General features: G+C 36.3%; 22 protein-coding genes and 1 pseudogene. 10 read left to right on the top strand and 13 right to left on the bottom strand.

The genetic code is table 11. From position 1 onward, the window contains the following. Positions 1-41 precede the first annotated feature (41 nt). On the top strand, positions 42-743 hold the full coding sequence (locus tag TOL5_RS09815; RefSeq protein WP_221260719.1) for an SIR2 family NAD-dependent protein deacylase: 702 nt from the start codon (positions 42-44) through the stop codon (positions 741-743). 54 nt (positions 744-797) lie between these two features. Here TOL5_RS09815 and TOL5_RS09810 read toward each other — a convergent pair whose 3' ends face one another. Both TOL5_RS09810 and aspA read right to left on the bottom strand, forming a co-directional pair. Next, positions 798-1,796: a DUF4349 domain-containing protein gene (locus TOL5_RS09810; RefSeq protein ID WP_004830529.1), complete on the bottom strand. Its 999-nt coding sequence runs from the start codon at positions 1,794-1,796 to the stop codon at positions 798-800. 134 nt (positions 1,797-1,930) lie between these two features. Next, a pseudogene (gene aspA / locus TOL5_RS09805) lies at positions 1,931-3,389 on the bottom strand (aspartate ammonia-lyase). 378 nt (positions 3,390-3,767) lie between these two features. Between aspA and putP the strand changes: the two are divergent. Then, a complete protein-coding gene (putP, locus tag TOL5_RS09800; RefSeq protein WP_221260696.1) occupies positions 3,768-5,273 on the top strand; it encodes a sodium/proline symporter PutP in 1,506 nt (501 codons plus the stop codon). A gap of 40 nt (positions 5,274-5,313) precedes the next feature. On the opposite strand, the gene TOL5_RS09795 is transcribed toward putP, so the two are convergent. Then, positions 5,314-5,817: an Lrp/AsnC ligand binding domain-containing protein gene (locus tag TOL5_RS09795; RefSeq protein WP_004830526.1), complete on the bottom strand. Its 504-nt coding sequence runs from the start codon at positions 5,815-5,817 to the stop codon at positions 5,314-5,316. 120 nt (positions 5,818-5,937) lie between these two features. On the opposite strand from TOL5_RS09795, the gene putA reads away from it, so the two are divergent. Further along, positions 5,938-9,690 (top strand): trifunctional transcriptional regulator/proline dehydrogenase/L-glutamate gamma-semialdehyde dehydrogenase, encoded by a 3,753-nt coding sequence (putA, locus tag TOL5_RS09790; protein ID WP_151781565.1) that lies wholly within the window; start codon positions 5,938-5,940, stop codon positions 9,688-9,690. Positions 9,691-10,131: 441 nt separating this feature from the next. On the opposite strand, the gene TOL5_RS09785 is transcribed toward putA, so the two are convergent. The 5 genes from TOL5_RS09785 to TOL5_RS09765 form a co-directional block, all read right to left on the bottom strand. After that, positions 10,132-10,728, bottom strand: coding sequence for a TetR/AcrR family transcriptional regulator (locus TOL5_RS09785; protein WP_151779414.1), 597 nt, complete (start codon positions 10,726-10,728; stop codon positions 10,132-10,134). Positions 10,729-10,749: 21 nt separating this feature from the next. Next, entirely contained in the window at positions 10,750-11,082 is a 333-nt protein-coding gene (locus TOL5_RS09780) for a DMT family transporter (protein ID WP_370469257.1), read from the bottom strand. Positions 11,083-11,971: 889 nt separating this feature from the next. Continuing rightward, positions 11,972-12,196 (bottom strand): hypothetical protein, encoded by a 225-nt coding sequence (locus TOL5_RS09775; protein ID WP_004830522.1) that lies wholly within the window; start codon positions 12,194-12,196, stop codon positions 11,972-11,974. Between the two features lie 80 nt (positions 12,197-12,276). Then, on the bottom strand, positions 12,277-13,275 hold the full coding sequence (locus tag TOL5_RS09770) for an alpha/beta hydrolase (protein WP_171496537.1): 999 nt from the start codon (positions 13,273-13,275) through the stop codon (positions 12,277-12,279). A 124-nt stretch (positions 13,276-13,399) separates the two neighbouring features. Beyond that, the gene (locus tag TOL5_RS09765) at positions 13,400-13,615 is read right to left on the bottom strand and encodes a hypothetical protein (RefSeq protein WP_004830520.1); all 216 of its coding nucleotides are present in this window, start codon (positions 13,613-13,615) and stop codon (positions 13,400-13,402) included. Between the two features lie 324 nt (positions 13,616-13,939). Here TOL5_RS09765 and TOL5_RS09760 point away from each other — a divergent pair, with 324 nt between their 5' ends. Continuing rightward, positions 13,940-14,221: a hypothetical protein gene (locus TOL5_RS09760; protein ID WP_121775196.1), complete on the top strand. Its 282-nt coding sequence runs from the start codon at positions 13,940-13,942 to the stop codon at positions 14,219-14,221. 82 nt (positions 14,222-14,303) lie between these two features. Here TOL5_RS09760 and pepN read toward each other — a convergent pair whose 3' ends face one another. Then, the gene (pepN, locus tag TOL5_RS09755; protein WP_121775197.1) at positions 14,304-16,913 is read right to left on the bottom strand and encodes an aminopeptidase N; all 2,610 of its coding nucleotides are present in this window, start codon (positions 16,911-16,913) and stop codon (positions 14,304-14,306) included. A 516-nt stretch (positions 16,914-17,429) separates the two neighbouring features. Here pepN and TOL5_RS09750 point away from each other — a divergent pair. The 4 genes from TOL5_RS09750 (at position 17,430) to dsbG (ending at position 21,598) form a co-directional block, all read left to right on the top strand. Beyond that, positions 17,430-17,840 carry a hypothetical protein gene (locus tag TOL5_RS09750; protein ID WP_227544083.1) on the top strand — a complete coding sequence of 137 codons (411 nt, stop codon included), beginning with the start codon at positions 17,430-17,432 and terminating at the stop codon, positions 17,838-17,840. Between the two features lie 90 nt (positions 17,841-17,930). After that, positions 17,931-19,949: a protein-disulfide reductase DsbD gene (dsbD, locus tag TOL5_RS09745; protein WP_151781263.1), complete on the top strand. Its 2,019-nt coding sequence runs from the start codon at positions 17,931-17,933 to the stop codon at positions 19,947-19,949. Beyond that, a complete protein-coding gene (locus TOL5_RS09740; protein ID WP_121775200.1) occupies positions 19,946-20,782 on the top strand; it encodes a TlpA disulfide reductase family protein in 837 nt (278 codons plus the stop codon). The genes dsbD and TOL5_RS09740 overlap by 4 nt, the downstream gene beginning before the upstream one ends. A gap of 57 nt (positions 20,783-20,839) precedes the next feature. After that, complete coding sequence (dsbG, locus tag TOL5_RS09735; protein ID WP_121775201.1) at positions 20,840-21,598, top strand: thiol:disulfide interchange protein DsbG; 759 nt, start codon at positions 20,840-20,842, stop codon at positions 21,596-21,598. Between the two features lie 445 nt (positions 21,599-22,043). On the opposite strand, the gene hpaR is transcribed toward dsbG, so the two are convergent. From hpaR to TOL5_RS09720, 3 genes are all read right to left on the bottom strand, one after another. Next, positions 22,044-22,475: a homoprotocatechuate degradation operon regulator HpaR gene (hpaR, locus tag TOL5_RS09730; RefSeq protein WP_004830512.1), complete on the bottom strand. Its 432-nt coding sequence runs from the start codon at positions 22,473-22,475 to the stop codon at positions 22,044-22,046. A 527-nt stretch (positions 22,476-23,002) separates the two neighbouring features. Further along, on the bottom strand, positions 23,003-23,383 hold the full coding sequence (locus TOL5_RS09725; RefSeq protein ID WP_042088646.1) for a hypothetical protein: 381 nt from the start codon (positions 23,381-23,383) through the stop codon (positions 23,003-23,005). A 16-nt stretch (positions 23,384-23,399) separates the two neighbouring features. Continuing rightward, entirely contained in the window at positions 23,400-23,738 is a 339-nt protein-coding gene (locus tag TOL5_RS09720; protein WP_004830510.1) for a hypothetical protein, read from the bottom strand. Between the two features lie 166 nt (positions 23,739-23,904). Here TOL5_RS09720 and TOL5_RS09715 point away from each other — a divergent pair, with 166 nt between their 5' ends. Beyond that, on the top strand, positions 23,905-24,444 hold the full coding sequence (locus TOL5_RS09715; RefSeq protein WP_005031908.1) for a LexA family protein: 540 nt from the start codon (positions 23,905-23,907) through the stop codon (positions 24,442-24,444). An 83-nt stretch (positions 24,445-24,527) separates the two neighbouring features. Continuing rightward, a complete protein-coding gene (locus TOL5_RS09710; protein WP_151781264.1) occupies positions 24,528-25,730 on the top strand; it encodes a winged helix-turn-helix domain-containing protein in 1,203 nt (400 codons plus the stop codon). Positions 25,731-25,865: 135 nt separating this feature from the next. Here the strand turns inward: TOL5_RS09710 and TOL5_RS09705 are convergent, their stop codons facing one another. Then, positions 25,866-26,045: a hypothetical protein gene (locus tag TOL5_RS09705; RefSeq protein WP_174761299.1), complete on the bottom strand. Its 180-nt coding sequence runs from the start codon at positions 26,043-26,045 to the stop codon at positions 25,866-25,868. Between the last annotated feature and the right edge of the window lie 133 nt (positions 26,046-26,178).

Genomic DNA, 26,178 nt, shown 5'->3' with positions numbered 1-26,178 from the left:
TATTTATGTTAGTATTTTAAAAATTTTCAAATGCTTATATGATGAAAAAAATTGTGATTTTCTCAGGTGGAGGAATGAGTGCGGAAAGTGGTATTGATACCTTCCGTGATCGTGGTGGATTATGGGAAAACTACAATATCCAAGAAGTCGCCACACCTGAAGCGTGGCAACGTAATCCTGAATTGGTTCAGCGTTTCTATAATGAACGTCGTAAAAACATACTTGAAGCCAAGCCCAATCTCGCCCACAGAATCATTGCTGAGCTTGAACAATACTTTGAGGTACATGTCATTACTCAAAATATAGATGACCTTCATGAACGTGCAGGAAGTCAACAGGTGATCCATCTGCATGGCAACATTCGACTCGCCAAAAGCTCAAAACCACATGCGGAATACAGCAATGAATTTTACCCCATTCAAGGTTGGAAGTTGGATTTAGAAAAAGATCAATGCCCTGAAGGCTATCCACTCCGCCCACACGTCGTTTGGTTTGGTGAAGCTGTGCCTGCTTATGAACAGGCAATCCAGACTGTTCAAGATACAGATATCTTTATTGTAATTGGTTCAGCCTTGGCTGTTTATCCTGTCGCAGGTTTGATTTATGAAATTCCACAATATTGTGAAGCATATTATATTGACCCTCAAGCCAGCCATTCGCGTGTACCAGTACAATATGAATGTCTAAAAATGAACGCAACGGATGGTATGCAGCAACTTTTTGAAAAATTCACAAAGCATTAAAAAAACCAGTGTAATTACACTGGTTTTAAAGACTTCATCATACACTTTGATGAATCATTTATTTTCATCATTTGGGTGAGCCTGCTCTTTCTTCTCATCCTTAATTGGCTTAGTTGCTAATGAATCATTGAATAACTTATTCAATAAAGGCTTCGTCATTCGATAAATAATACATCCAACCATGATCAGTAAATAAAGTGGCCAAATGGTCACTAAAATCACCAACAAGTCCAAAATAAATTGCCAACCGTACTGAACACCTTCCCAAGCGCGTTTCCAAAAACCATCACCATTTAAACGTGCTACTGCATCTACATCGACATCTAAACTTTCACGAACCATTGCTGGTTGTTTAATGGTGATACTAATGGTGCTGAAACGAACACGGTCTTGCACTTCAAGTTGTGTTAAACGAGAGATTTCATTCAGTTGAGACTGTTTAGTATCACTTGGTACAGTCTGAGTTTGTGCCATTTTTTCTTCCAATAGCTTTAACTCAAAACGTTTTGCGGAATACTGTTGCTGGTTCAAAAAGTACATTAAAGGCAATAATTGATTTACATACACAGCAGCTTTGTCACTAGGCACACGTACAATAATTTCTGCATGCGGATCAACTTTTTCAAAAACGCGAATTTTACCATCACCAATTTTTTGCGTTTGTTTATCTAACACATCAAAGCTGATATTCTTCTGCTCAATAAAACCACCTGCCTGAAAAGTAAGCTTATCGATTTCTAAAGCAGTTTTTACCACATCCTTAGCCGTAAAATTAACTTGTGCTTCTCGCACCATACGACGCGCTTTTTCTGCTTGACTGACATCGGTGCTTAAAATGGTTTCAGGCTTTTGTTCAGTTACAGGTGTGGTATCAACAGTATTTTCAGCAGCTTGTTCATTACTTTTTTCAGAAGCATCCGCGGCTTGTACAGCATCTTGCGCAACCACTTGTGAATCTTGTGCAGATGCACTTTCAGCAGCTTCTTCTGCTTTTTTTGCACATCCAGAAATTAGAACAAGACTAAGCGCGAGGATTAAATGTTTATTATTCATAAATTATTGACTTTAGTTAATGATTTTTAAGTTTTTGAGATTATAAAGACATTTTCCGATTTTTACCATGCATAAAAATACAGCATCGAAATGCTGTATTAAGAACTGATCTATTTTATTTATTTGATGCTTGTTTAACCTGTATGCCCTATTTCATCATAAGACTGTACTGCAATTTCAGAAATCATATTTTCAAATGAGAAAATTTCATCTAACTGTTGTTGTGTTAATAAGCCTTGTTCTAATACAAACCTCTTGAATGGTTTTATTTTCAGCTATGCACTGTTTCCCGATTTCATCACATTTTGCATGCCCTAAAATAGGATCAAGTAGAGTAATGATGCCCACACTGCGCATTACAGCGTCATAGCAGGTTTTTTCATTGGCAATAATGCCCTGAATACATTTCTCATCCAAGGTTTGAATCCCATGAATCAATAACTCAATGGATTCATTCATCGAGAGCGCAATCACAGGCTCCATTACATTCAACTGTAATTGCCCTGCTTCAGCAGCAAAAGTAATCGCCAGATCATTGCCAATTACTTTAAAAGCAATTTGATTGACCACTTCAGGAATAACAGGATTAACTTTTGCAGGCATGATTGATGAACCTGCTTGCAATTCGGGTAAGCGTATTTCCCATAATCCTGTACGTGGTCCGGAACTCAGCAAGCGTAGATCATTACAAATTTTAGAAAGTTTGACAGCCAAACGCTTCAATGCACTGGAAAGAATGATAAAAACACCACAATCACTCGTCGCTTCAACATAATCTTCAGCGCCAATCAGCTTTAGACCAGTTAAAGCGGTTAAATTATGATTAACTTGTGCTGCATAACCATGCGGTGTATTTACACCTGTCCCAATTGCAGTCGCACCTAAATTAATTTCCAATAAAAGTTCTCGTGTTTTTTTAATTAAACGTACATCTTCTTTTAATAGAGTGGCAAAGGCATGAAATTCTTGACCTAATGTCATCGGCACGGCATCTTGTAATTGAGTTCGCCCCATTTTCAGTACAAATTGAAATTCTGATGCTTTTAAAATGAGCGAACTGATCAAATTGTTCATTTTTTCAAATAAAAGATCGAATGAATAATATGTCGCTAGACGTAACGCTGTCGGATAAACATCGTTGGTGGATTGTGATTTGTTGACATGATCATTGGGATGAATAATATCATATCGACCTTTTGCATAACCAAGTGACTCTAAAGCAATATTTGCAATCACTTCATTGGTATTCATGTTGATCGATGTACCCGCACCGCCTTGGTAAACATCCGATGGAAATGAATCTTTCCAGTCTTGAGGATTTTCAATTAACTTATCACAAGCTTGTTGAATGGCTAAACTCATCTCTTCCGATATTTTATTAAATTGAAAGTTGGTTTGTGCCGAAGCTTTTTTAACTTGGGCTAATGCGCGGATAAAAAAGCTTTGTTCACCGACAGTATGTTTAGAAATATTAAAATTTTCTAAAGCTCTAACGGTATGGATGCCGTAGTAACTATTTATAGGTACTTCTTTGCTTCCCAATAAATCTTTTTCTATTCTTGTAATTTCTGCAGCAAGTTGGACTGTTTCCATGGGATATTCTCGTTATTTATGCACTATAGCCGTGCATTTCCTATCATATTCTCTCTATAAAAATTTTGTATTAGCAAAATATGTCATTTCTATCCGCAATCTTTCGATATGATACAGTATTGTTGCTCATGTAACTTTATGTAACCACATTCACTGATACTTCTTCAATGTGAAAATGCACAGCATTTTATTTAAATTTGCTTTATAAATGCTGATTTTCGCTTTTGTATCCAAATGTACAATTGGATACAAAAAACTTGCATAATCACCTTATAAAAATTACAGCGATATTTTTTATTTATGTGAAAGAATCCGCTCGTGAAACTCATGTGAAAAAAATAAAACTTGGAGATTTGCTCCACAAGGAATGAATTAGATATGGACTCAATCGACCCCACAGTTGTAACCTTTATTTTCTATATTATTGCAATGGTCTGTATCGGCTTATATGCCTATAGAAAGACCACTGATTTCTCAGACTATATCTTGGGTGGTCGAAGTTTAGGTAGTTTTGTCACCGCGCTTTCAGCAGGTGCATCTGATATGAGTGGTTGGTTGCTCATGGGGCTGCCAGGCGCAATCTATCTCACGGGTTTATCTGAGTCATGGATTGCGATCGGCTTAATCATCGGTGCATGGTTAAACTGGTATTTGGTCGCAGGTCGTTTACGTGTTCACACTGAAGTACAGAACAATGCCCTGACATTGCCAGATTATTTCACCAGTCGTTTCGGCGATAAGAAAAAAGTCCTACGCATTATTTCTGCATTAGTCATTTTGATTTTCTTTGGTATTTATTGCGCGTCAGGCATGGTCGCAGGTGCACGTTTATTCGAAAGTATTTTTGCAATGAACTATACCACCGCACTTTGGGTCAGCGCGATTGCAACCATCAGTTATGTCTGCATCGGTGGATTCCTTGCTATCTCTTGGACAGATACTTTTCAAGCAGGTCTAATGATTTTCGCATTGTTGCTAGCGCCAATCATGACTTTCTTGGCTGTAGGTGATTTACAACATGTGACGCAATTAATTGAAACTGCTCGTCCACATGCTGCAAATATGTTCCAAGGGGTAAGTTTTATTGCCATTATTTCATCAATGGCTTGGGGCTTAGGCTATTTTGGTCAACCGCATATTCTGGTCCGCTTCATGGCTGCAGATTCAGTCAAATCAATCCCAAATGCACGCCGTATCGGTATGGCATGGATGATTCTTTGTTTAGCTGGTGCCGTGGCAGTAGGTTATGTCGGTATTGCTTATTTTCAAGCACATCCAGATATACCTTCAGCAGCAATTGTGGCAAAAAATCCTGAAACAGTATTTATGGAACTCACCAAAATATTATTCAACCCGTGGATTGCAGGTGTTGTTTTGGCGGCAATTCTTGCTGCTGTGATGAGTACCCTAAGCTGCCAACTTTTGGTCTGTTCAAGTACATTAACCGAAGATTTATATAAGTCTTTTATTCGTAAAAAAGCGTCACAAACTGAACTGGTTTGGGTCGGTCGTTTGATGGTGCTTGCGATTTCTGTGCTTGCCATTATTTTAGCCTTTAACCCAGAAAGTAAAGTACTTGGTTTAGTTGCTTATGCGTGGGCAGGTTTTGGCGCGGCATTTGGACCATTGATTTTACTTTCAGTGTTCTGGAAACGCATGACTTTAAATGGTGCTTTGGTCGGAATTATTGTCGGTGCTGTGACTGTAATTGTTTGGAAAAACACCATGGCCGCGACTGGGCTTTATGAAATCATTCCTGGTTTTATCTTCTCTCTGATCAGTATCATTGTGGTAAGTTTATTGGGTAAAGTGCCTGAAAAAGAAGTCACTGATCGTTTTGATGATGCTGAACAAATATATGACCGTGAAATGAAAAATTTATAAGCGTAGATCATGAAACGATAAAGGGGCTGATGCCCCTTTATTATTTTTTCGCTTTTACTTTGGATTTAAAATTAAGATGTAATTGTGAACTGTCTTTAATTACTTCCATGACTGGGTAGCTTCGTGTTTCCTTGACACCAGGCAACTGCCACAATACTTGTCCCGAAATATGCCGAAAAGCTTCCATGTTGGCACAGCGAATTTTCACCAAAAAATCAAAGCCTCCACTAATCATATGACAAGCCATAATTTCAGGATATTGAACCACAGCCTCTGAAAAGGCATCCAAGACATTCGGGGTCGTTTTGTCTAATAAAATCTCAACAAATACCACAAAATTTGCTCCCAGCATCTTGGGGTTAAGCTTAGCCTCATAACCAAGAATATACCCTTCCGCTGTGAGTTTCTGTACACGGGCTAAGGCTGCTGTAGGAGACAAATTAACTTCTTCAGCGAGTTTAATATTGGAAATTTTTCCATCTTTTTGCAAAATTTCTAAAATCCGAATATCTATACGATCCAGCGTTAAATATGCACTTTCCATAGAATAATTCTCTAAATATTCTTAAAATTATAGTGAGTTATTCACCAAATATTCTGCAATCATAAATTATATAAACCACACAGCTCAACAAAAATATTTGCGAGTCACAGGACGTTGACAATGAATATGAATTCACCCCAAATTTTAGACCCTAAACTCGCACCAAGTTTAGATTACATCACTGAATTCAAAGAAAAAACAGACTTTGAAGATGCAATCAATTCAGCATGGCGACGTGCTGAACCAGAGTGTGTTGAAAATCTAATTGAACACAGTCAACTGTCTGAAGAAATGAGTCAAAAGATCTATGACACCGCATTTAATTTGGCGCATAGTCTAAGAGATCGTAAAAGCTCATCAGGTAAAGCTGGTATTGTACAAGGCTTACTTCAAGAGTTTTCTTTATCGTCTCAAGAAGGAATCGCCTTGATGTGTCTGGCTGAGGCTTTGCTGCGTATTCCTGATAGTGCCACACGAGATTTATTAATTCGCGATAAAATTAATCAAGGCAACTGGAAAGATCACTTAGGGCAAAGTAATCTGATGTTTGTCAATGCCGCAGCTTGGGGATTAATGCTGACAGGCAAATTAATGGAAACACCAAAACAGTCTAGCCTTTCAGGCGTACTTACCTCTCTTCTGGCACGTACAGGTAAAGGTATTATCCGTAAGGCTGTTGATGTTGCCATGCGTATGATGGGTGAACAGTTTGTAACTGGAGAAACCATTGAAGAAGCATTGGATAATGCCAAAGTACTTGAAGATAAAGGTTTTCGTTATTCTTACGATATGTTGGGTGAAGCTGCACTCACTGAACATGACGCGGATCGCTATTTTGATGATTATACTCAAGCAATTCATGCGATTGGTAAAGCGTCGGAAGGCAAGGATGTCTATGCAGGTCCTGGTATTTCCATCAAACTTTCTGCACTACATCCACGTTATCAACGTTCGCAAACTGAACGTGTTCATCACGAACTTTATCCACGTATTTTAAATTTAGCGCTTTTGGCAAAAAATTATGATATTGGTCTAAATATTGATGCAGAAGAAGCAGATCGTTTAGAACTTTCTTTGGAATTGCTCGAACGTTTATGTTTTGAGCCACAACTTGCTGATTGGAAAGGTATCGGCTTTGTAATACAAGCCTATCAGAAACGCTGTTTCTATGTGGTTGATTATATAATAGACCTCGCTCAACGTAGTCATAAACGCTTAATGATCCGTTTGGTTAAAGGTGCTTATTGGGACAGTGAGATCAAAAAAGCACAAATTGATGGTTTTTCTGACTATCCAGTCTTTACCCGTAAAGTTCATACAGATTTATCTTATATTGCTTGTGCAAAAAAATTACTTGCAGCACCAGAGCAAATTTACCCTCAATTTGCCACGCACAATGCGCAAACGCTTGCCACGATTTATCAACTGGCAGATCCACAAAAATATTATCTGGGTCAATATGAATTCCAATGCTTACATGGCATGGGTGAACCTTTATACGAACAAGTAGTGGGAGATATTTCGGCGAAGAAATTAGGTATTCCTTGCCGTATTTACGCACCTGTCGGCAATCATGAAACCTTGTTGGCTTATCTTGTACGTCGTCTTTTGGAAAATGGCGCCAATACTTCTTTTGTTAATCGTATTGCGGACAAAAATATTCCCATTGAAGATTTGATTGAAAATCCAGCTCAGGAAATTATTGAAACTGCGCAAAAAGAACATCAAATTGGTTTAAAACATCCTGCAATTCCACTACCGCATCAGTTATATCAGGGAATTCGTCAAAACTCACAAGGTTTTGATCTTGCCGATGACAGCCAATTAAAAGCTCTAAATCAAACCGTTCAACATTTTTTAAAGTATCAATGGAACAGTTATAGTTTAATTGATCAGTCTAATGTATCGGATTTTGATGCAGCAAATTCACAAAAAATTCTCAACCCATCAGATCATACAGATATTGTCGGTCATGTCATTGAAGCGGAATCTGCACAGTTAGATTTAGCATTGGACAATGCACATCGTGCATTTGAAGCATGGAAAAATACCTCTAAGGATTTTCGTGCCAACTTACTACTGAAAGCGGCTGACCTAATGGAAGCACGTCTGCAAGAGCTTATGGTATTACTCTGCCGCGAAAGTGGCAAAACCTACAGTAATGCCATTGCTGAAGTACGTGAAGCTGTTGATTTCCTGCGTTACTATGCCGCACAGATGCAAAGTATAGATCAACATCTTACGCCGCTTGGGACAATTTTATGTATCAGCCCATGGAACTTCCCTCTTGCTATTTTTACTGGACAAATCTCGGCAGCCTTAGTTGCAGGCAATACGGTGATTGCCAAACCTGCAGAACAAACTCCTTTGATCGCAGCACAAGCAATTCAAATCCTTTGGGAAGCAGGTATTCCACGATCTGTCGTGCAGCTACTTCCTGGACGCGGAGAAACAGTCGGTGCAAAACTCAGTCAAGATGAACGTATTCAAGGTATTATGTTCACGGGTTCCACCGAAGTGGCTAAAATTTTGCAAAAAACAGTTGCACAACGTTTGAGTCCAACAGGTCAACCCATTCCACTGATTGCCGAAACAGGTGGTCAAAATGCCATGATCGTGGATTCGTCAGCATTGACTGAACAAGTCGTGATTGATGCAGTTAACTCAGCTTTTGATAGTGCGGGTCAACGTTGTTCGGCACTGCGAGTATTGTGTGTACAGGAAGACAATGCAGCAACTTTAATCAAAATGTTGAAAGGCGCCATGCAGCAATTAAATATCGGTCAACCGATTTTACTCAAGACTGATATTGGACCTGTAATTGACCTTGAAGCACAGCAAAATATTGCCAACCATATTGAAATGATGCGTAACAAAGGTCATAAAATACATCAATTGGCTTATGACACACCAAGTTCAGACTTAAATTTAGGGACTTTTATTGTTCCGACTTTGATTGAGTTACCAAATCTTGATGATTTAAAACGTGAAGTCTTTGGTCCAGTATTGCATGTGATTACCTACAAATACGGAGAGTTAAAACAACTTTTGGCTCAAATTAATGCCAAAGGCTATGGTTTGACCATGGGTCTACATACCCGTATTGATGAAACGATTCAAACCACCATTGGACATGCTGAAGTGGGTAATTTATATATCAATCGAAACATTGTGGGTGCTGTTGTTGGGGTTCAACCGTTTGGTGGTGAAGGACTTTCAGGTACAGGTCCTAAAGCTGGCGGTCCTATTTACTTATATAAACTCATGCAACAAGCAGAGTTAGCTGCTGTTGCCTTTGGGACAGTTAAAAATATTTCTGAGCAGTTAAATTTGACACCTTCCGAAGTGCAACAGCAATTCCAGCTATGGGCAAAGCAACAGTATCCGCAGATTAAACTGCACGCATATATTTCACCTCTGGCTTTATACGCACTGCCTGGACCAACAGGAGAATCAAATCAATATCATATTGTTGCGCGCCATCGCATTGCCGTAATTGCCGAACAAGAAAATGCGTTATTGAATCAATTCAATGCTGTAATGACTTTAAATAGTCAAGTGGGCATTTTAGCGACAAATACTTTAGCATTAAAAATGATTCAATCCATGCCAAAGAACTTACAGCAACAATTTTTTATGATCAATGACTTATCCAATGATGAATTTGATGCAGTACTCCATCAAGGTTCTACACAAAATTTGAAAGTCTTACAAACCACAATTGCACAACGTCAAGGTGCTATTGTTGGCGTCACACATCATGATGCCAACGATAAGATTCCACTTGCAGCATTACTCATTGAGCGAGCCATCAGTATTAATACTGCTGCGGCTGGTGGGAATGCAAGTTTGATGACCCTAGACCAAGCTTAAACTAAGCGTAAGTTTAAATGAGTTGTATCATTTTCCATACCAAGTCAAAGTCATTTGACTTGGTTTTTTCAGCTGAAACCTTGCGATTAAACGTAAATTTTTTTCAAAATAAAATTGCACCACCTATAGGCAAACCGCCTGATTATCCATCTAAGTGATTTGATTACAATCATTCATAGCCAATGAACTTTATGCTTATACACAAATTATTAACAGCTTAGAGATCCATTTATTTTTACATTTTTGGATCATCGAGAGTCTGTTTATCGTGAGCCGACAAGAATGTCACCATGTTATGCGGGGCATCACCTACGCAGATCTATTTCGACATTTCATAAAAAGCGTGGCAATAAATACTTTATGCCATTCAGCAACAAATTCATCGTATTGATTTTATTGGTCAAAAAAATAATATTTTAACTTCATCAACTTACAAATATTTTATTTCACATGAACTTTCCGCTCATCTTCCAAATAAGTTCTAGCTAACAATTCTTTTTTTACTTCCATATAATCATCTTGTTTTTTTGGCACTAAACTTTCAATAAACCAAAGCCCGTCTGCTGCATAGCGTAAGATTTTCAATTCAATTGAATGGTCTGTATCAGCATGTTGTAATAATCTTTGTGCCAACCAACAATCCCACTTATCGCTAAAGGATTTATCTGTCATTACTGTCATGCTTAAAGCACTCCACAACGTATCTACACCAAATTCTGAACTTAAAGTGACATCAATATAAGCACGCGTAAATCGACCATATTGAATAGCATCCTTTTTCATCACCACACTGATTCGTTCGTCAAGTTGTTGAATTAAAGCTTCAAGCATTGCTTCAATAAGGATCTGTTTGTTGGCAAAATGATGAAACACACCACCTTTTGTAATACCAGACTGAGTTGCAACCGCCTGAATTGAAATCCCATTTACACCTCTTTCTGCCGCCAAATACATCGCATTTTCGATAATACTTTTTTTAACGCGCTCAGGATCTTTTTTACGCTGATAAGGATTTGTTGTAGTTTTACCAATATTCACACTATCCTACCCACTGCTCGCTTAGTGCCCTGCAGAAGTTGAAAACAAGTTAATCACCAATACACCTGAAATAATTAACCCAATACCGATAATTGCAGCAATATCCAAACTCTGTTTGAAAATAAAATAACCGACCAAAGCGGTAAGAATGATTCCAACACCTGCCCATATTGCATAAGCAATACCTAAAGGTATGGTTTTAATCACTTGTGAAAGTAAATAAAAGGAAATGACGTAAAACAGGACCACCAATAAGCTTGGGGCAAGTTTGGTAAAACCTTGTGATTTGACCAAAAAAGTAGAACCTGTAACTTCTGCAATAATTGCAATCGCCAACAAAATATAAGCAAACAGGATTGAGTTCATCGTTTGAACCAAAAAAGATACCGAATGGTTGGTATGCTATATAATTTTAATGAAAAGTTCAAATATCAAGCCATGAAAAAATGTTGAAGTTTTGTGCTATGCTATTTCTCTATCTCTTTGTTTAATTATATTTTTTATAAAAAAAGGTGGAATATCCATTTTTTCCACCTTTTCTTTTTTTACTTTTTCAACTTAGATCGGATTGATAAAATAAAAAAATGAAATGATAAAGATCAAAACCGTTATCGCTAAAATTAGATAAGTATTTAAGGTATTGAAACTTTTTATAAAATTAAGAATTTCCATTTTTCTTCGTCACAAAATAAAACACTTTGTTATTCTAATATATTTTGTCACAATTTGTAAGATCATTAAGTATGATTAAAACTCAAAATACATATTTTCTTCATATTTCTGTGAACTTGCACAATTTTTATTTGAGAAATAAAGGTTTAAGTCATCTTTTTCGAATGATAAACTTCATCATATAATTGTTTTTATTCAATAATCATTACTTATTTTCATTTTATTCTATACTGATTAAAATTTTTATACAAAAAGTGGATATTATGCAGATATTTTAACTTTAATTAGTAATACTTAATAGCAAATAGGTCAACCACTTTACCCTTTGGTAAAAAATTAAATAAATTAAATACTTAATCATATTATATATTTCAACAATATATCTTGGAGGGGTTTATTGACTAATAAGATAAGCAATTTTTCATAATGATCTGTGATGATAAAACCACAACAAGGATTTTAATCGTATAAAAATTAAGATATTGCTGCTTAAATCTATTGTTTTAAACTATAAATGAGTTTTTTTCATGAATATTACACTCTTCCCTGAGTGATCGATCTCTAAAACCCTTTATTTGACTTCGAAGTGATGCTTTTCAGTGACTAATTTAATTTTTATATCTTTGTAGTAACGAATCATTGGATCATTGACATCTTTTTTCAGTGCATCAGCAAATTTATCTTCATTCATCAACTTCGCATAAGTTTTATATCCAATCTTTAGAGTTTCCGCTTGCTTTCCAGACTGCTGAAATTCTTCAATACGCTTATTAATCTGCTTAACACTAATTTCCATCTTTAATTCCCCGCGAACACTTTAATTTTTTATAACACTGTTTTATGACAGTTCCATTTAAAAAGGGAATTTTTTTAAGTTCATTTCTGTAAATGAGTATTATTCTTCAAAAAATCTAAGGTTTTTAAAAAGGTCTGTTGGCTGGCTTGTTTTCCTAAAAAGAATTGATATTCATGCACCAACCATTCTTTGGATTCTGGATAAAACACAGCATTTACAGGAATTTTCTTTTCTTGCAACGCATTCACAAATGGGATGGACTGTGTTTCCGTCAAGAAATCTTTATTGCCACCACTGATAAAAACAGGTGGATAATGGGCTGTCAAATAATGAATTGGTGATAATGCCTTTAAATAGTCAGCATTATTTTTTTGATTTCCGGTATACGCTTCAACAAGTGTATTGACACCCCATTCGATCAATTTAATTTCTTCTGGTGCTGTATCCACAAACGCATTCATGTCATAAATTCCACAATGCAAAATTAAACCCTTTACTTGGGATGGTCGAATGAGTGGGATAAATGAAGATTGCTTTGCATAATCAACATTTGTGAGTAAGGCTGCATAATGGCTGGCTAAGTTCGCACCTGCAGAATCCCCTGCTAAAAATAATTGGTTTGCATCAATTGCATATTGTTTGGCATTTAGCTGAATAAATTGTAAGGCTTGATTAATTTGATTGAGTTGAGTGGGATAAATGGCTTCAGGTGCAAACTGATACTCTACTGACACCACATTATAGCCTTGAGCTGCGAGTAATTTAAAATAACCTCTTGCGTTGTCTTTAGCACCAGAGATCCAACCACCACCATGAATCCAAACAATGGTTGGTCGTGGTGTTGACTGTTTAATGTTCTCAGGCTGATAGAGATCAAAATTTAATCTTGGCGTTGTTTGATAAGCAATATTATGATGTACAACTACCTGTTCAGGTGCATGTTTATCCATCAACAATTGTTGAAAATGTGTTGATGTATCAAATACTCGCGCGATGACTTTGCTACTTTTCTGTACATTTTGACAAGCAGAAAGTGTGAATAAAGATATTGCACAGATAAGAATATTAAATCTAAGCATATTAAACTCAAAACGATCACTCACCATAGCGTTGATGAGTTTAAATATATTGATGGCAATATAACCTAGATTTAAACGCTTTTCTTGCTGTTTTAATATATGTCGAAATCAACAAAACTTACTGTTAAATTTTAGCAATTTGTTGATGCAAACTTTGCAAAAACAAGTCTGCCTCTGCTTTGCTTTGACATTTTTTATGATACGTTCCATTCGCCTTTTGACTATGGGGTGTATATTTAATATCAATCGAAAAATCTTGTGTAATCATATTCTTCGAAACATGCACTGCAATAATATGTAGAGAGTTTAGATAAAAACCATCTTCTATTTTAACCAACATTTTACCGCCTCAAATTTTCATACAATCATAAAAAAGGTGAAAAAGCTCATAATGTGATGAGCCAACTATTTAAATAAATTAAAGTTAAGTGTATCTCAGTTTAGCTAGATTTTAAAATTTTGATTCTGTTTTTATGTAACATAATTTAGACAAGGATTAATCAGATTTAAAACATAAAAGTAACTTTCAATAAAACTGCTCTAAATTGTCCGACATTTTTTCAGCCATCCTCGTTGATTGGTGCTAGATTGAATAAATCGTGATATTTATCACATTACATAATAAAAGTTATTTGTTTTGATCTCTTTTATGGAGGTTGTGAATATGAATTATTTAATTATTTTGAATTCTTCTCATCAACATCATTTTGAGGAAGTTCATAAACTGATCTGTGACTATGATGCTTCGATTCGAGTTAACCCTTCAACTTGGCTCATACATACCCATTATGATGCAACAATCATTCGTCAACACTTAACCAGTATTATCAGTATCCATGATTCGCTTTTAGTATTCAAAATAGATCAAGAACACTGTTTTACCAATGATTTGGACTTAAATGATTGGCTGGAAGATATTCATAATGAGAGTGCCATTAGTCTTTAGTGATGAATGACCAATGTAGTTCTTCATTTAAACTAAGCTATCCCCCTGAGATCAAAGGGATAGCAATATTTTTAATGGTAAATTAAACACTCAACATACTGTTTAGTGTCTCACTGACATTTTTTGATTTCACTTGAGATTTTAACGCCTCTAGTGATGCTTTCACTTCACTGCGTTGTGGTTCAGCCAAAGTATACCAGCGTGTCAATACTTGTAATAAACGAGAACCGACGATTGGGTTTTTCTCATCTAAGTATTTCGCCAATTCAACAAAATGTTGAACACCAAAACTCCATGTATTTACAGGATTAGCATTTAAACCACCGCTCACTGAACGTATACGGTTTGGTGTACCCAAATCATAGTCTACATGTGAAGTTAAATATTTGATTGTTTCAGCAGTTGCTTTTGGATGCGCAGCTTGAATCATAAACCATTGATCCAATGACAAATCCTCATCTTTAAAACGTGTATAAAAGTCTTGTAAAGCTGCTTTGGCTTGAGGAGCATCATTCCAAACTAAAACTTTCAATGCACCCAAACGTTCCGACATATTCATTGAGTTTTCATATTGAGCATAAGCCAAATCAAAAACCTCACGATCGCCTTGTCGTGCCATTAAACTCAACATAATATTTTTCAAAGCACGGACACCCATCGCTTGTGAAAATTCATGTTGTGAATCGGGATCAAGTGACAAATAAGTGTCTTTGGCAAAACGACCCAATACTTTCGCCAATTGATTTAAAAGTGCTTCACGCGCTTCATTGACAATCAATGGATTATAATCTTGATCAATGCGACTTCCTAAGTAACCTTCTGTAGGTACATCAAACAAACGAGATGCCAATAACGGATCTTTTTCAATTACATTCGGCAAAGTTTGTTGTATTGCGTCTACATAAATTTGGGCATCGTGACCATTGAGCAAAATACGTTCAAGTAAAGTTTGTGTCGCTTGCCATTGATTAAAACCATTGGTTTCGTATTGCAGTAAGAATGCCAGCTCTGCATCTGAATAATTAAATTCGAGATTTACTGGTGCAGAGAAATTACGCAACAAAGAAGCAATTGGCTTTTCAGTTATTCCTGTAAACTCAATGCTCGCTTCTGCTTGATCAAACAAATACACACCATCTTTCACATCATTTTCAAATAGAGCATCTGATTTCAGGGTATATTGCGCTCCTGTCTGCGCATTAAATAATGCCAAAGCAACAGGAATAGGCACCGCTTTTAAATTTGGATATTTAGCGTGGGGTTTTAAACTTTGTTTAAAACTTAAACGGTAAGTTTGAGCAACGGCATCATACTCACCTTTGGCTTCAAGTTTTGGTGTTCCTGGTTGATTATACCAAATGAGGAATGCTGATAAATCTACCCCTGAACCTGCTGTCAATGCAGCAACCCAATCTTCAACTGTCACCGCTTGCCCGTCATGACGGCGAAAGTACTCATCTGTACCTTTGCGGAATTTTTCTTTACCCAATAAAGTGGACATCATACGATTGATTTCAGCACCTTTCTCATACACTGTTGCTGTGTAAAAATTGTTGATCTCTACAAAATGATCTGGGCGTGGTGGATGAGACAATGGACCCGCATCTTCTGGAAATTGATGCGCTTTCAAAACAGCAACATCATCAATTCGTTGTACCGCGGCAGATTGAAGATCTTCAGAGAAAGACTGATCACGGAAAACCGTTAAACCTTCTTTGAGACACAATTGGAACCAATCACGACAAGTAATACGGTTACCTGTCCAGTTATGGAAATATTCATGCGCAATCACAGATTGCACACGCATAATCGCTGCATCTGTCGTATATTCTTCATCCGCAAGCACACATGAAGTATTGAAAATATTCAGACCTTTATTCTCCATTGCCCCCATATTGAATTGACTGGTGGCAACAATCATATAATTGTCTAAATCATAAGCTCGCCCATAATGTTCCTCATCCCAACGCATAGAATGCTTGAGTGCTTCCATTGCAATATGGCATTTTGGAATGTCCTTCTCTTCTGCATAGATTTCTAAAGCAACATCCCGACCTTCTGAAGTCGTATAACGATCTTTTAATACTGCGAGATCACCGATCACACAAGCAAATAAGTAAGCGGGTTTTTTAGTAGGATCTTGCCAAATTGTATAATGACGATCTTCACCAGTTTCACCTGCTTCAATCAAATTACCATTTGCCAAAAGTACTGGATATTTTTTGTCAGCCTCTACACGTGTGGTAAAAACAGACAATACATCTGGACGGTCTGGATAGAAGGTAATTTTTCGGAATCCCTCTGGCTCATTTTGGGTCACAAATAAATCAGTACCAGCGAGATACAGTCCTTCTAGCTGTGTATTGGTTTCAGGATGAATAATGACAACCGTTTCAACAATTGCCTGTTCTGGCGCATTGCTGATAACGAGCTGTTCTGAATCCAACTTATACTCACTTTCTGTAAGTGGCTTACCATTAATTTTAATTGATTTTAATTCTAAATCACGCCCCAGCAAGACTAAATCGCCGACTGCTTGGCGTTTCATTACTAATTTTGAACTTACATCAGTATGGTCATCATAAACTTGAATATCCAGATGAATAGAATCTACAACATAGGATGGTTTCTGATAATCTTTTAAGTATATGGTTTGATCTGCTTCAACGATGGGGTTTGCCGCAATATTCATATGATGTCCTAATCCTATTGTTGAGTTTAGACGTAGTGTTGTGAATTTGATCATGCTTCAAATTTCACAATTTGTCTGTATTGTTTATTCATTTATATATGGGTGTAGTTGAAATTAATTTCAATCGTTTCAAAGCAAATGAATGCAAAAAACGTACGAGATGCCCTTTATTTATACAAAAATAGCATTCTTGAATAGCATTGTTTGCTAGGTGCATTTAAAAATGATTTCTATTATGGGGAAAACTAAATACTTATTTTAGACCAAGCAAAGAAGTCTCTTATCTGAGCACATCGATTGGTGTACCAATACAGTGAATTCGATTGAACCCAATCATGGTTTTTAGTTTTTGAGTTAAAATCACGATTCGATAGTAGATATAAAAATTGGATAATGGACATATACACTTGTTATCAGAAGCTATAACCCTGTTTAGACAAGAGCAATCGCTGGAAAATTAATGAACAATAAGCAATATCAACATATAGGAAAAATATTAAAATGCTTAGGCTATTTATGATCACTTTATATCTCTTGAATATATCTGCATCTGCACAAGCGACAGCATCATACTTTTGCTTTAAAACAGAGCATCAGAAAAATATTTTGCTGGTTTCTGCTGAGGAGTTTCCTGAGATCAAAACGATTCAATATTATCCATATTTAAAAAAGATTAATTTGAAGTTTTCTCATTATGATGCAATAGATACAGCAACAGGCAGACCAAGCGAATTTCATTATTTTTATAAAGAAGTCATCAATAATCAATTGTCAGGAACTTATGAAGTGATTTATCAAGGTGCGATGTTCTATACAATCAACTATACCGCTAAAAATGATCGTCGCCCAACAAGATTTGAGAGAATTGATCATCTAGATCCAAATACACAGCAAAGCTTAAATCGACAAGGTATCGATTGCTTTTAAACGATATTTTTACAAAGAAACACGCAGAATAATGCTTTCTTAATCTGAAATTATGGATAATGGCTTTAAACGAAACAAAGATATGTCATTATGAAGTTGCGAACATTGTTCAGTGTGTGCTGTTTTACTTGGTTAGGACTTAGCACGTTCACCCATGCAAATCCTGAATTTTTATCTCCAGATCAAGCTTTTCAATTTTCAGCAGAATCACTTTCAGAAAACAAAGCCCAATTGAATTGGACGATTGCACCTCATTATTATCTCTATCATGATCAATTCAAGGTCACTGTAAATAATAAAGCAGTACCATTTAGCTTACCAAAAGGACATATTAAAGATGATCCAACCTTTGGTAAAACTGAAGTTCACTATGAGAGTGTAAGCACCACTATTCAGGTTAAACCCAACACTCAATATGTAGTAATGTACCAAGGTTGCTCCGCTGATGGTTTATGTTATCCACTACAAAGAAAAAATATTGCTACAGATGCAGATGGCTTATTGCCTCAAAACAATACTGCATCTAAAAACATGCTGAGCAGCCGTACAAATAATTCCTTGTTGAGCCAATCTGAAACCGCTCCATCTCTAGATAAAAATATTAAAAATGATTCTGATCGTGCAAAAATCCCAACATCGAATGCAGATAATGCAGAAAAAAATTCAACTATAGCAACGACAACGAATGTACAAAAAAATATTAATCAAGATCAATCCACTGAGGCTAGTGTAGATCCTAACCAAGTACTGAGTTCAAGTGCTGTCATTACAAATAAATCCAATTCTTCACCCCTAAATGCCACCCCCTCAACAAATGACCATACAACGTCATTACAGTGGAATGATGATCAATCATTTTTTAAACTTTTATCAAAAGATTCATTGTTTTTGAATTTATTAGTGTTTTTTGGTCTAGGAATTTTGCTAGCTTTTTTACCCTGCTCACTGCCTCTCATTCCGATTCTTTCAGGCATCATTATTCAACGGGCTAAAGGCTACAAAGCGGTAGTAATTGCTCTCTCCTTTGTGGTGAGTATGGCGGTCATTTACGCCATTATGGGAATTATAGTTGCTGAGATCGGTTATAGTTTTCAACGCTGGTTCCAAAGCCCTTGGATTGTTTCATTATTTGCTGTGTTATTTGTCATATTGGCATTGAATTTATTTGGTTTATATCAGCTCAATTTACCGCAATTTATAACCAATAAACTCAGCAATTTACAAAACAATCAAAAAGCGGGCACAATTTTAGGTGCTGTGGTGATGGGTGCTTTATCCGCACTGATTGTGGGTCCTTGCATGAGTGCTCCGCTGGCTGGTGCATTATTATTTGTTTCACAAACCCAAAATGCTGCTTTAGGTGGTCTCTATCTATTTATTCTAGGTCTAGGTATCGGCGTACCTTTATTTATTGCCAGTGTATTCGGTTCTAAATTATTACCAAAACCAGGAAAATGGATGGATCGAATCAAAGTCAGCTTTGGCTTTGTGATGCTTATGGTTGCGTTGTACTTTATTCGTCCAATGCTACCTTCTACGGTTTATGCTGCAATTTTCGCTCTATTGTGTATCGCGCTAGCAATCTACTTATTTATTGCCTTGCGAGATAGTGAAAAAGTTGTCAATAAAGCCATACTTGCAGTGATTGCCGTACTGAGTCTTTTTGCGGGACTTTGGAACATTCAACAAGGTTATACTGCTTATCAAATTCAACATAGTCAATCCGAACATTTGGTCTGGAAGAAAGTCACTACCGCTGAACAACTTGAAAGTGCTTTGGTTCAAGCAAAACAGCAAAATAAACCGATTATTATAGATGTTTATGCAGATTGGTGTGTGGCATGCCAACCCATTGAAAAAGAGGTTTTTCCACGTGTCGACGTACAGGATGCATTAAAGAATTTCACACTGATTCAGTTAGATTTAACCGAATATAATGTCTCACAGGACATTATTTTAAAACAATGCGAAATATTAGGTCCACCAACGATGTTGTTCTTGAATCATCATGCTGAAGAAATTCGTGAATTGCGCTTCACTGGAACTTTCTCAGCACAACAATTGCTCAAACAAACAGCACAAGTGCAAGAAATCTTGAAAGCACAATGACCATGATAACCCTACAAGCCATTCATCTCGGTCCATTCATGTTACCTTGGACGCTGACGATCTTGATGGTCGCCATCTTAGTCAGCGTCATCGTAGGAAAGTTGACTTATCGTTACTTTGAGCTAGAAACTTCACAGTGGTCAACTTTTAAAGATTCGATTTGGACTGGGATTTGGCTTGGTGTGTTATGTGCACGTATAGGCTTTGTATTATTGAATTTAGAGGTTTACTTAGATCATCCTATTGAAATCATCAAAATTCAAGACAAAGGATTTAATCTTTATTTAGGCGTTATTGCAGCTTTTCTCTGGATCATATGGAAAAATCGCTTGCTGAAAAAAAGTTTTATCCTATTGCTACTCACAATATTTAGTTTACTGAGTGTTTCAGCTCATTACACTTATCGACAAATACAACTGCAATATCAACAATTTCCTGACGTTCAACTACTGAATTTACAACAGCAACCTATCAAACTCACAAAATATTTAGGAAAACCGACTGTGATTAATCTATGGGCAAGTTGGTGTCCACCATGTAGACGTGAAATGCCCGTATTAAGTGCAGCACAGAAAAAATATCCCAATGTGAAATTAATCTTTATTAATCAAAATGAAGATACGGTAACTGTGCAAAACTATCTGCAACAACACTCACTGCAACTAGATGAAGTTTTATTGGATACAAATGGTTCAACTGCTCAAAAAATGGGAATGTTTGGTTTACCCAGCACTTTATTTTTCGATGCACAAGGCAAATTAATCGATACACATATGGGAGAAATTACCCATGCTGCCTTACATCAAAAAATTCAAAACTTAGTTTCGGATTAAATGATGTCAACATCACTGATTTTGTCATGATGAGTTTTCAACATAAGGAGTTTCTTAATGATAGATTTAAAAACACTCGGTATTTACTCGTTGAGTTTGGTCTTAAGTGGCTCACTTTTTGCCGCAGATGCTGATTTTCTCAAAAATAAACTTGAAAAAGAAGGTTATAACTTCGTTAAAAAGATTGATGCCCCTGAAGGTATGGAAGGTTGGACAGGCTATAAAGACGAATATCCATCTACCTTATTTATAGCCAAAGATCAAAAACACTATATTGTGGGCGATCTTTTTGATGCATCTGGAAAAAATTTAACTGAACAAGCGATTAATACGCATGTTAAAGGTGCAGTCCTCGATGAGATTTGGAAAAGCTTAGAAAAATCTACTTGGATTCAAGATGGTGATACAAACGCTAAAAAAATTGTCTATGTGTTTAATGATCCTAACTGTCCCTACTGTCATACCTTTTGGCAACAAGCACGTCCATTTGTTGCATCTGGAAAAGTACAATTACGTCATATTATGGTTGGTGTGATTCGCCCAAGTAGTAAAGGGCAAGCAGCAACGATTTTAAATAGTGCAAATCCTGCTGAAATTTTTAAACAGTACAATCTAAGTAATGGTAAAAACAAATTGGTTGAAATGAAAAATCTACCAAAAGCGCTATCTGACAAATTGGATGCCAATACTAAACTGATGGATAAGTACGGTTTTTATGCCACACCAGCAATGGTTTGGAAAGATGCCTCAGGTGAAATCCAGAGCCAACAAGGTGCACCTAAAGATATTCAGAAATTATTCAATGAGTCCTTATAGAGGCTGTTAACAATTTGTCTATATTTGCGACCAGATATTTTTTAGGCGATAGTAGCCTCGAAGTACGACATTTAGTCATTCTAAATGATGAGAAATACCGTTTTGCAAGGAAATGACCAAGCAGCAAAAAACGCGAGTCTTTCACTGCAACTTACGCAGCAAACAAAGCATTACCTTATTCTTGCTCTGGGTTATGGACACCCCTTACCAATCACTCACTTTGATCTTGCTGGCATGACATGGATGTTCTGCTTATATCATTGTTGGGCATTGCTTAAAATTTTCAGCGCATGATCTAAAGCTTATTAAGAACTTAAACTGTGTAATATATTCAACATAGCATGCTACATTACACTTTTATATTATATCCAAATGAATGCCTTCAACCGAATATACTTTAAGGTCTTTAATCCAAACAACTGATTTTAAAATAATTTCATAGCTTTCAATTGGATTTTATTTTTGATAAATCATGCAACAACTCCATTAATTGTTGGATCTTTTCAGCACCATATTGTTCTTTAATATTTTTATAGGACTCTTCCATTTTTAAAGCTTGGCTTTCAAAATAATTTCGACCTGCTTGGGTAAGTTTGATTAAGCTCACTCGTTGGTCATGTAAATCCTTACTTTTGATAATTAAATTCTGCTCAGCCATACGATTGACGATGCCTGTTAAACTTGGTCTTAAAATACAGGTTAATTCTGCCAAGTGGTTGTTCTCAAGCTCATCGTATTGATAGAGCGTACAAATCACCCGCCATTGTTGCTCAGTTAAGCCCATCTCATTTAAAGCAGGACGAAAATAGGTTTTGGTGGCTTCACGCGCCTGTACCAGTGCTAAAGTTAGCGAAGGTGATAATCGAATTGTTTTCATAGAAATCCTTTCATGAAACTCATGCTAATGGATAGGTAAATCGAGTTTTCATTCAATAGATCCAAATTGGTTTACTGTAATGATTTAAGTTAACTTTCTTTTTGTTACATCTAAATTTATATCAGATGTGAAATAAAATAAAAAATTAATTTTAATTAACAATAAAGTTTACTTTTTTTCATTCATCGCTTGAGTCTGGCATTTTTAATGGGCGGAATTACACAATATTGCTTTATTTTATTGAATACTTTACAGCCATCAATAAACTACTTTTCATCTTTATCAGATCGATTTACTTCGAATATTAGTTTTATTTTCCCCATAAAAAAAACTCGCAATAAAGCGAGTTTAGGATACATCAATCGCGAAATTGACGATTAAAACAAGATGAATCAAAGACCAGGGAAAATCAACTATCATCATGTTTTAATGCCTTTATTATTCATGATTTCTAAAAAATTTCCTTGTCATTTTCAGCCAATTAAATGTCATTTCCTGACAAAATAAAATTTAAAGGATATTTTTGTTTATTTTTCAACCAAACAAAATTTTTCCAGTGCCACTCCTGAAATTTGCATGCTCTGCTTTTGTCGGTCCAAGAAATCATTGGCAATCATTAACATCATGTTTGCTGTATCCAATTGCAAATTTTCTTGAGAAATTTGTGCAATCCCTTGATATGCTTCTAAACGAGAACAAAAAGCTTTTCTCTGTTGATCCGGGTCTTGGTTTCCCATTATTTCATCATCTAGAATCTGTTTGGTTGCATTGACTTGAGCAGTATAATTTTGAATACGCTGGTTATATTCATCTTGTGTAAGTTTTTGCGTCTGGTCTTTAGCAAAAACTGATGTCATTAATCCAATACCCGTCATCACCAATAACTGCAAAATAAACTTATGCTTCATAAGCACGCCTTTTCATTTATATGACATCAGCTTTCCAAACATCCTCATAATCATCTGCATCAATCATAAAACGAAAGCCTTGCTCCAAAGCTAAATAAGGGATTGCATCTGGAAAAACGTCTTCTAATTCTTTTACACTAATGACATCAAAGAAGTCCTCACCTTCTTCTAACTCTCCCCCATAAATAAACCACGAAACATTTTCAGCATCGGGTTGTTTACGTAAACCCACAATCGGTTCTTTATTTAAAGTGTGTTTGGCAATTGCAACCAGATCTGTTTCATTGACTTTGATATAACGTGAATCAAACTCTTCACAGACCAATTTTTGTTCTTCTACAAAATCTTGCAACATATCTATTCTCAAACAACCTGATTTTGTGAGATTGTAAGCTGACAGTTTGACAATCACAACTAAATTCACATGCTGTTCAAACGATAGACAGCATTGCAAAAAATAAATAATTTGCTAAACTTGATTTTGTAACATATTCAAATTGGATCATTCGAGGTCAAACATAATGCAGCAATATTCACAGACAAAGTCTGGACTCGTTGACCTCAAAGCATATCCGAGATCTCGAACCACTCAACAGGACATGATCATCAAAGATGAAATATCCGCTCAAAACTTATATTTTTTTCACCCACATCTTAAAATAGAAATCCCCTATCCGCTTGAAACTGTTGCTGCAGGTTTTCCCTCTCCAGCACAGGACTATACTGAAAAGAAAATTGATCTAAATGAACACTTGATTCATAACCCTATTGCAACGTTTATTTTAAAAGTTAATTCTTTATCGATGAAAAATGCGGGAATTGAAATTGGTGATGAAATTCTGATTGATCGTAGTCTAGATGCTGAACATGGTGATGTAGTATTGGCATTAATCAATAATGAATTTACCGTTAAACGATTTATGCATAAAAAATTATCCACGGGCGCATATGACATTTGGCTTAAAGCGGAAAATCCAGATTTCCCCGATATTCATCCGCATAGTGAAGAGCAGATTATGATTTGGGGCGTTGTGACCTGTATTTTGAAAAAACTCAAATAAACTGCAAAATTGATTTTGCTACCTAATTAAATTAAAGCTACCCCTTCCTTATCTAGGATTGATTTGCATGGAAATTAAATGATATGACTGAATTATTGAGACGTTTAGCACTTTCGCATCAAGGTTTAATTTCTCAACCTGCATTTGGTTTAGGCTTATCTGGAACACTTCAAACAATTCAACATCTAGGTTATGTGCAAATTGACACGATTTCAGTCGTCGAACGTGCTCACCATCATATCTTATGGAGTCGAGTTCCAGACTATCAGCCCAATCATCTAAATCAACTGGTACAACAACAACATATTTTTGAATATTGGTTCCATGCAGCATCTTATTTACCGATTCAAGATTATCGCTATGCGCTTCCTCATATGACATCAGTACGAAATGGCGAACATCGCTACTTTAATCGGGGTGATCAACATTTGATGAAAGAAATTTTAGCAAAGACTCGCGCTGAAGGTAGCATTCGTTTACGTCATATCGAGCAAGGCAATCGACTAAACTCAGGGGGATGGTGGAACTCCAGTTCAGCACGTCGTTCAATCGATCAATTGTTTATGCAAGGCGATTTGATGATATGCGAACGAAATGGGATGGAAAAGGTCTATAACCTGACTGAGCGTTGTCTCCCTAGCCAGCTCAACTTAACCATGCCGACGCTAGAAGAATATGCACGCTATTTATTTAATACTACGCTGAGAGCGCACGGTATATTTACCTGGAAACAATTACTGCATCTTAAAGTCGGCAGTCAAATTCGCGAAGCAATGCGTAAAATAGTCAAGGAACAACTGGATGCAGGCGTGATCATCCGCTTATCTCAGTTAGGTGATACCGATAAAGAAAGTTCAAATATTTATATTAAAACAGATGCTTTAGAACGCAAAGCTCAGATTGAATTAAAAGTTAAAATTCTGTCCCCTTTTGACAATCTTGTCATACACCGAGAACGTCTAAATACACTGTTCCACTTTGATTATCGTTTAGAATGTTATGTAACCTCAACTAAGCGACAATTTGGATATTTTTGTTTACCTATTTTATATGCTGATCAAATGGTGGGGCGTATCGACTGTAAAGCACATCGAACCAAAAAGGAATTTGAAGTATTGAATCTGCATTTAGAAGATCATTGCTTTAAAAATAAACATATAGATCATGATCACTTTCTCAATGCACTCAATGATGAACTACTTAATTTTGCGCAATTTAATCAATGCCCTAACTTAATAAACCACCCTAGTCAGCTTTTTAATCGTGCTCTACAACAATGTTCATAAGGTGAAAGATCAGCTCAAATCTGTATTTAAGTCGAATTAGAAAACCTACTCATCTACTACCAAACACAAGTACAGCGCCTCAATCCTTAATTGAGGCGCTGTACTTTTATTTATTCCGTAAATTAAGTCTGAATGCTACTTTTGCTGAGCTTTATTCTGACTTTGTTGATTATGTTGAGCCTGTTGATTTGATTGCTGATTTTGCTGCTTCTGTTGGTCCTGCTGACTTTGTTGCTTTTGCTGTTGATTAGATTGGTTAGGTTGACGTTGTGGGTCATTCTGCTGATTTTGTTGCTGGTTGTGTTGATTAGCCATTTTCATATCCATCCTTTTTACATGTTGGGATATGCCGTACAAATCGACGACAACTGTTAATTTAACGCGCTTATCATTAGAAACAAGCGTATAGATGTTTCATTTTTCGACATCGTAACGCCCTATATGAGAT

It is taken from the genome of Acinetobacter sp. Tol 5 (assembly GCF_019702905.1).
In the GTDB taxonomy this organism is placed as follows: domain Bacteria; phylum Pseudomonadota; class Gammaproteobacteria; order Pseudomonadales; family Moraxellaceae; genus Acinetobacter; species Acinetobacter bereziniae.
This window is presented reverse-complemented; position numbering and strand designations above follow the sequence as displayed.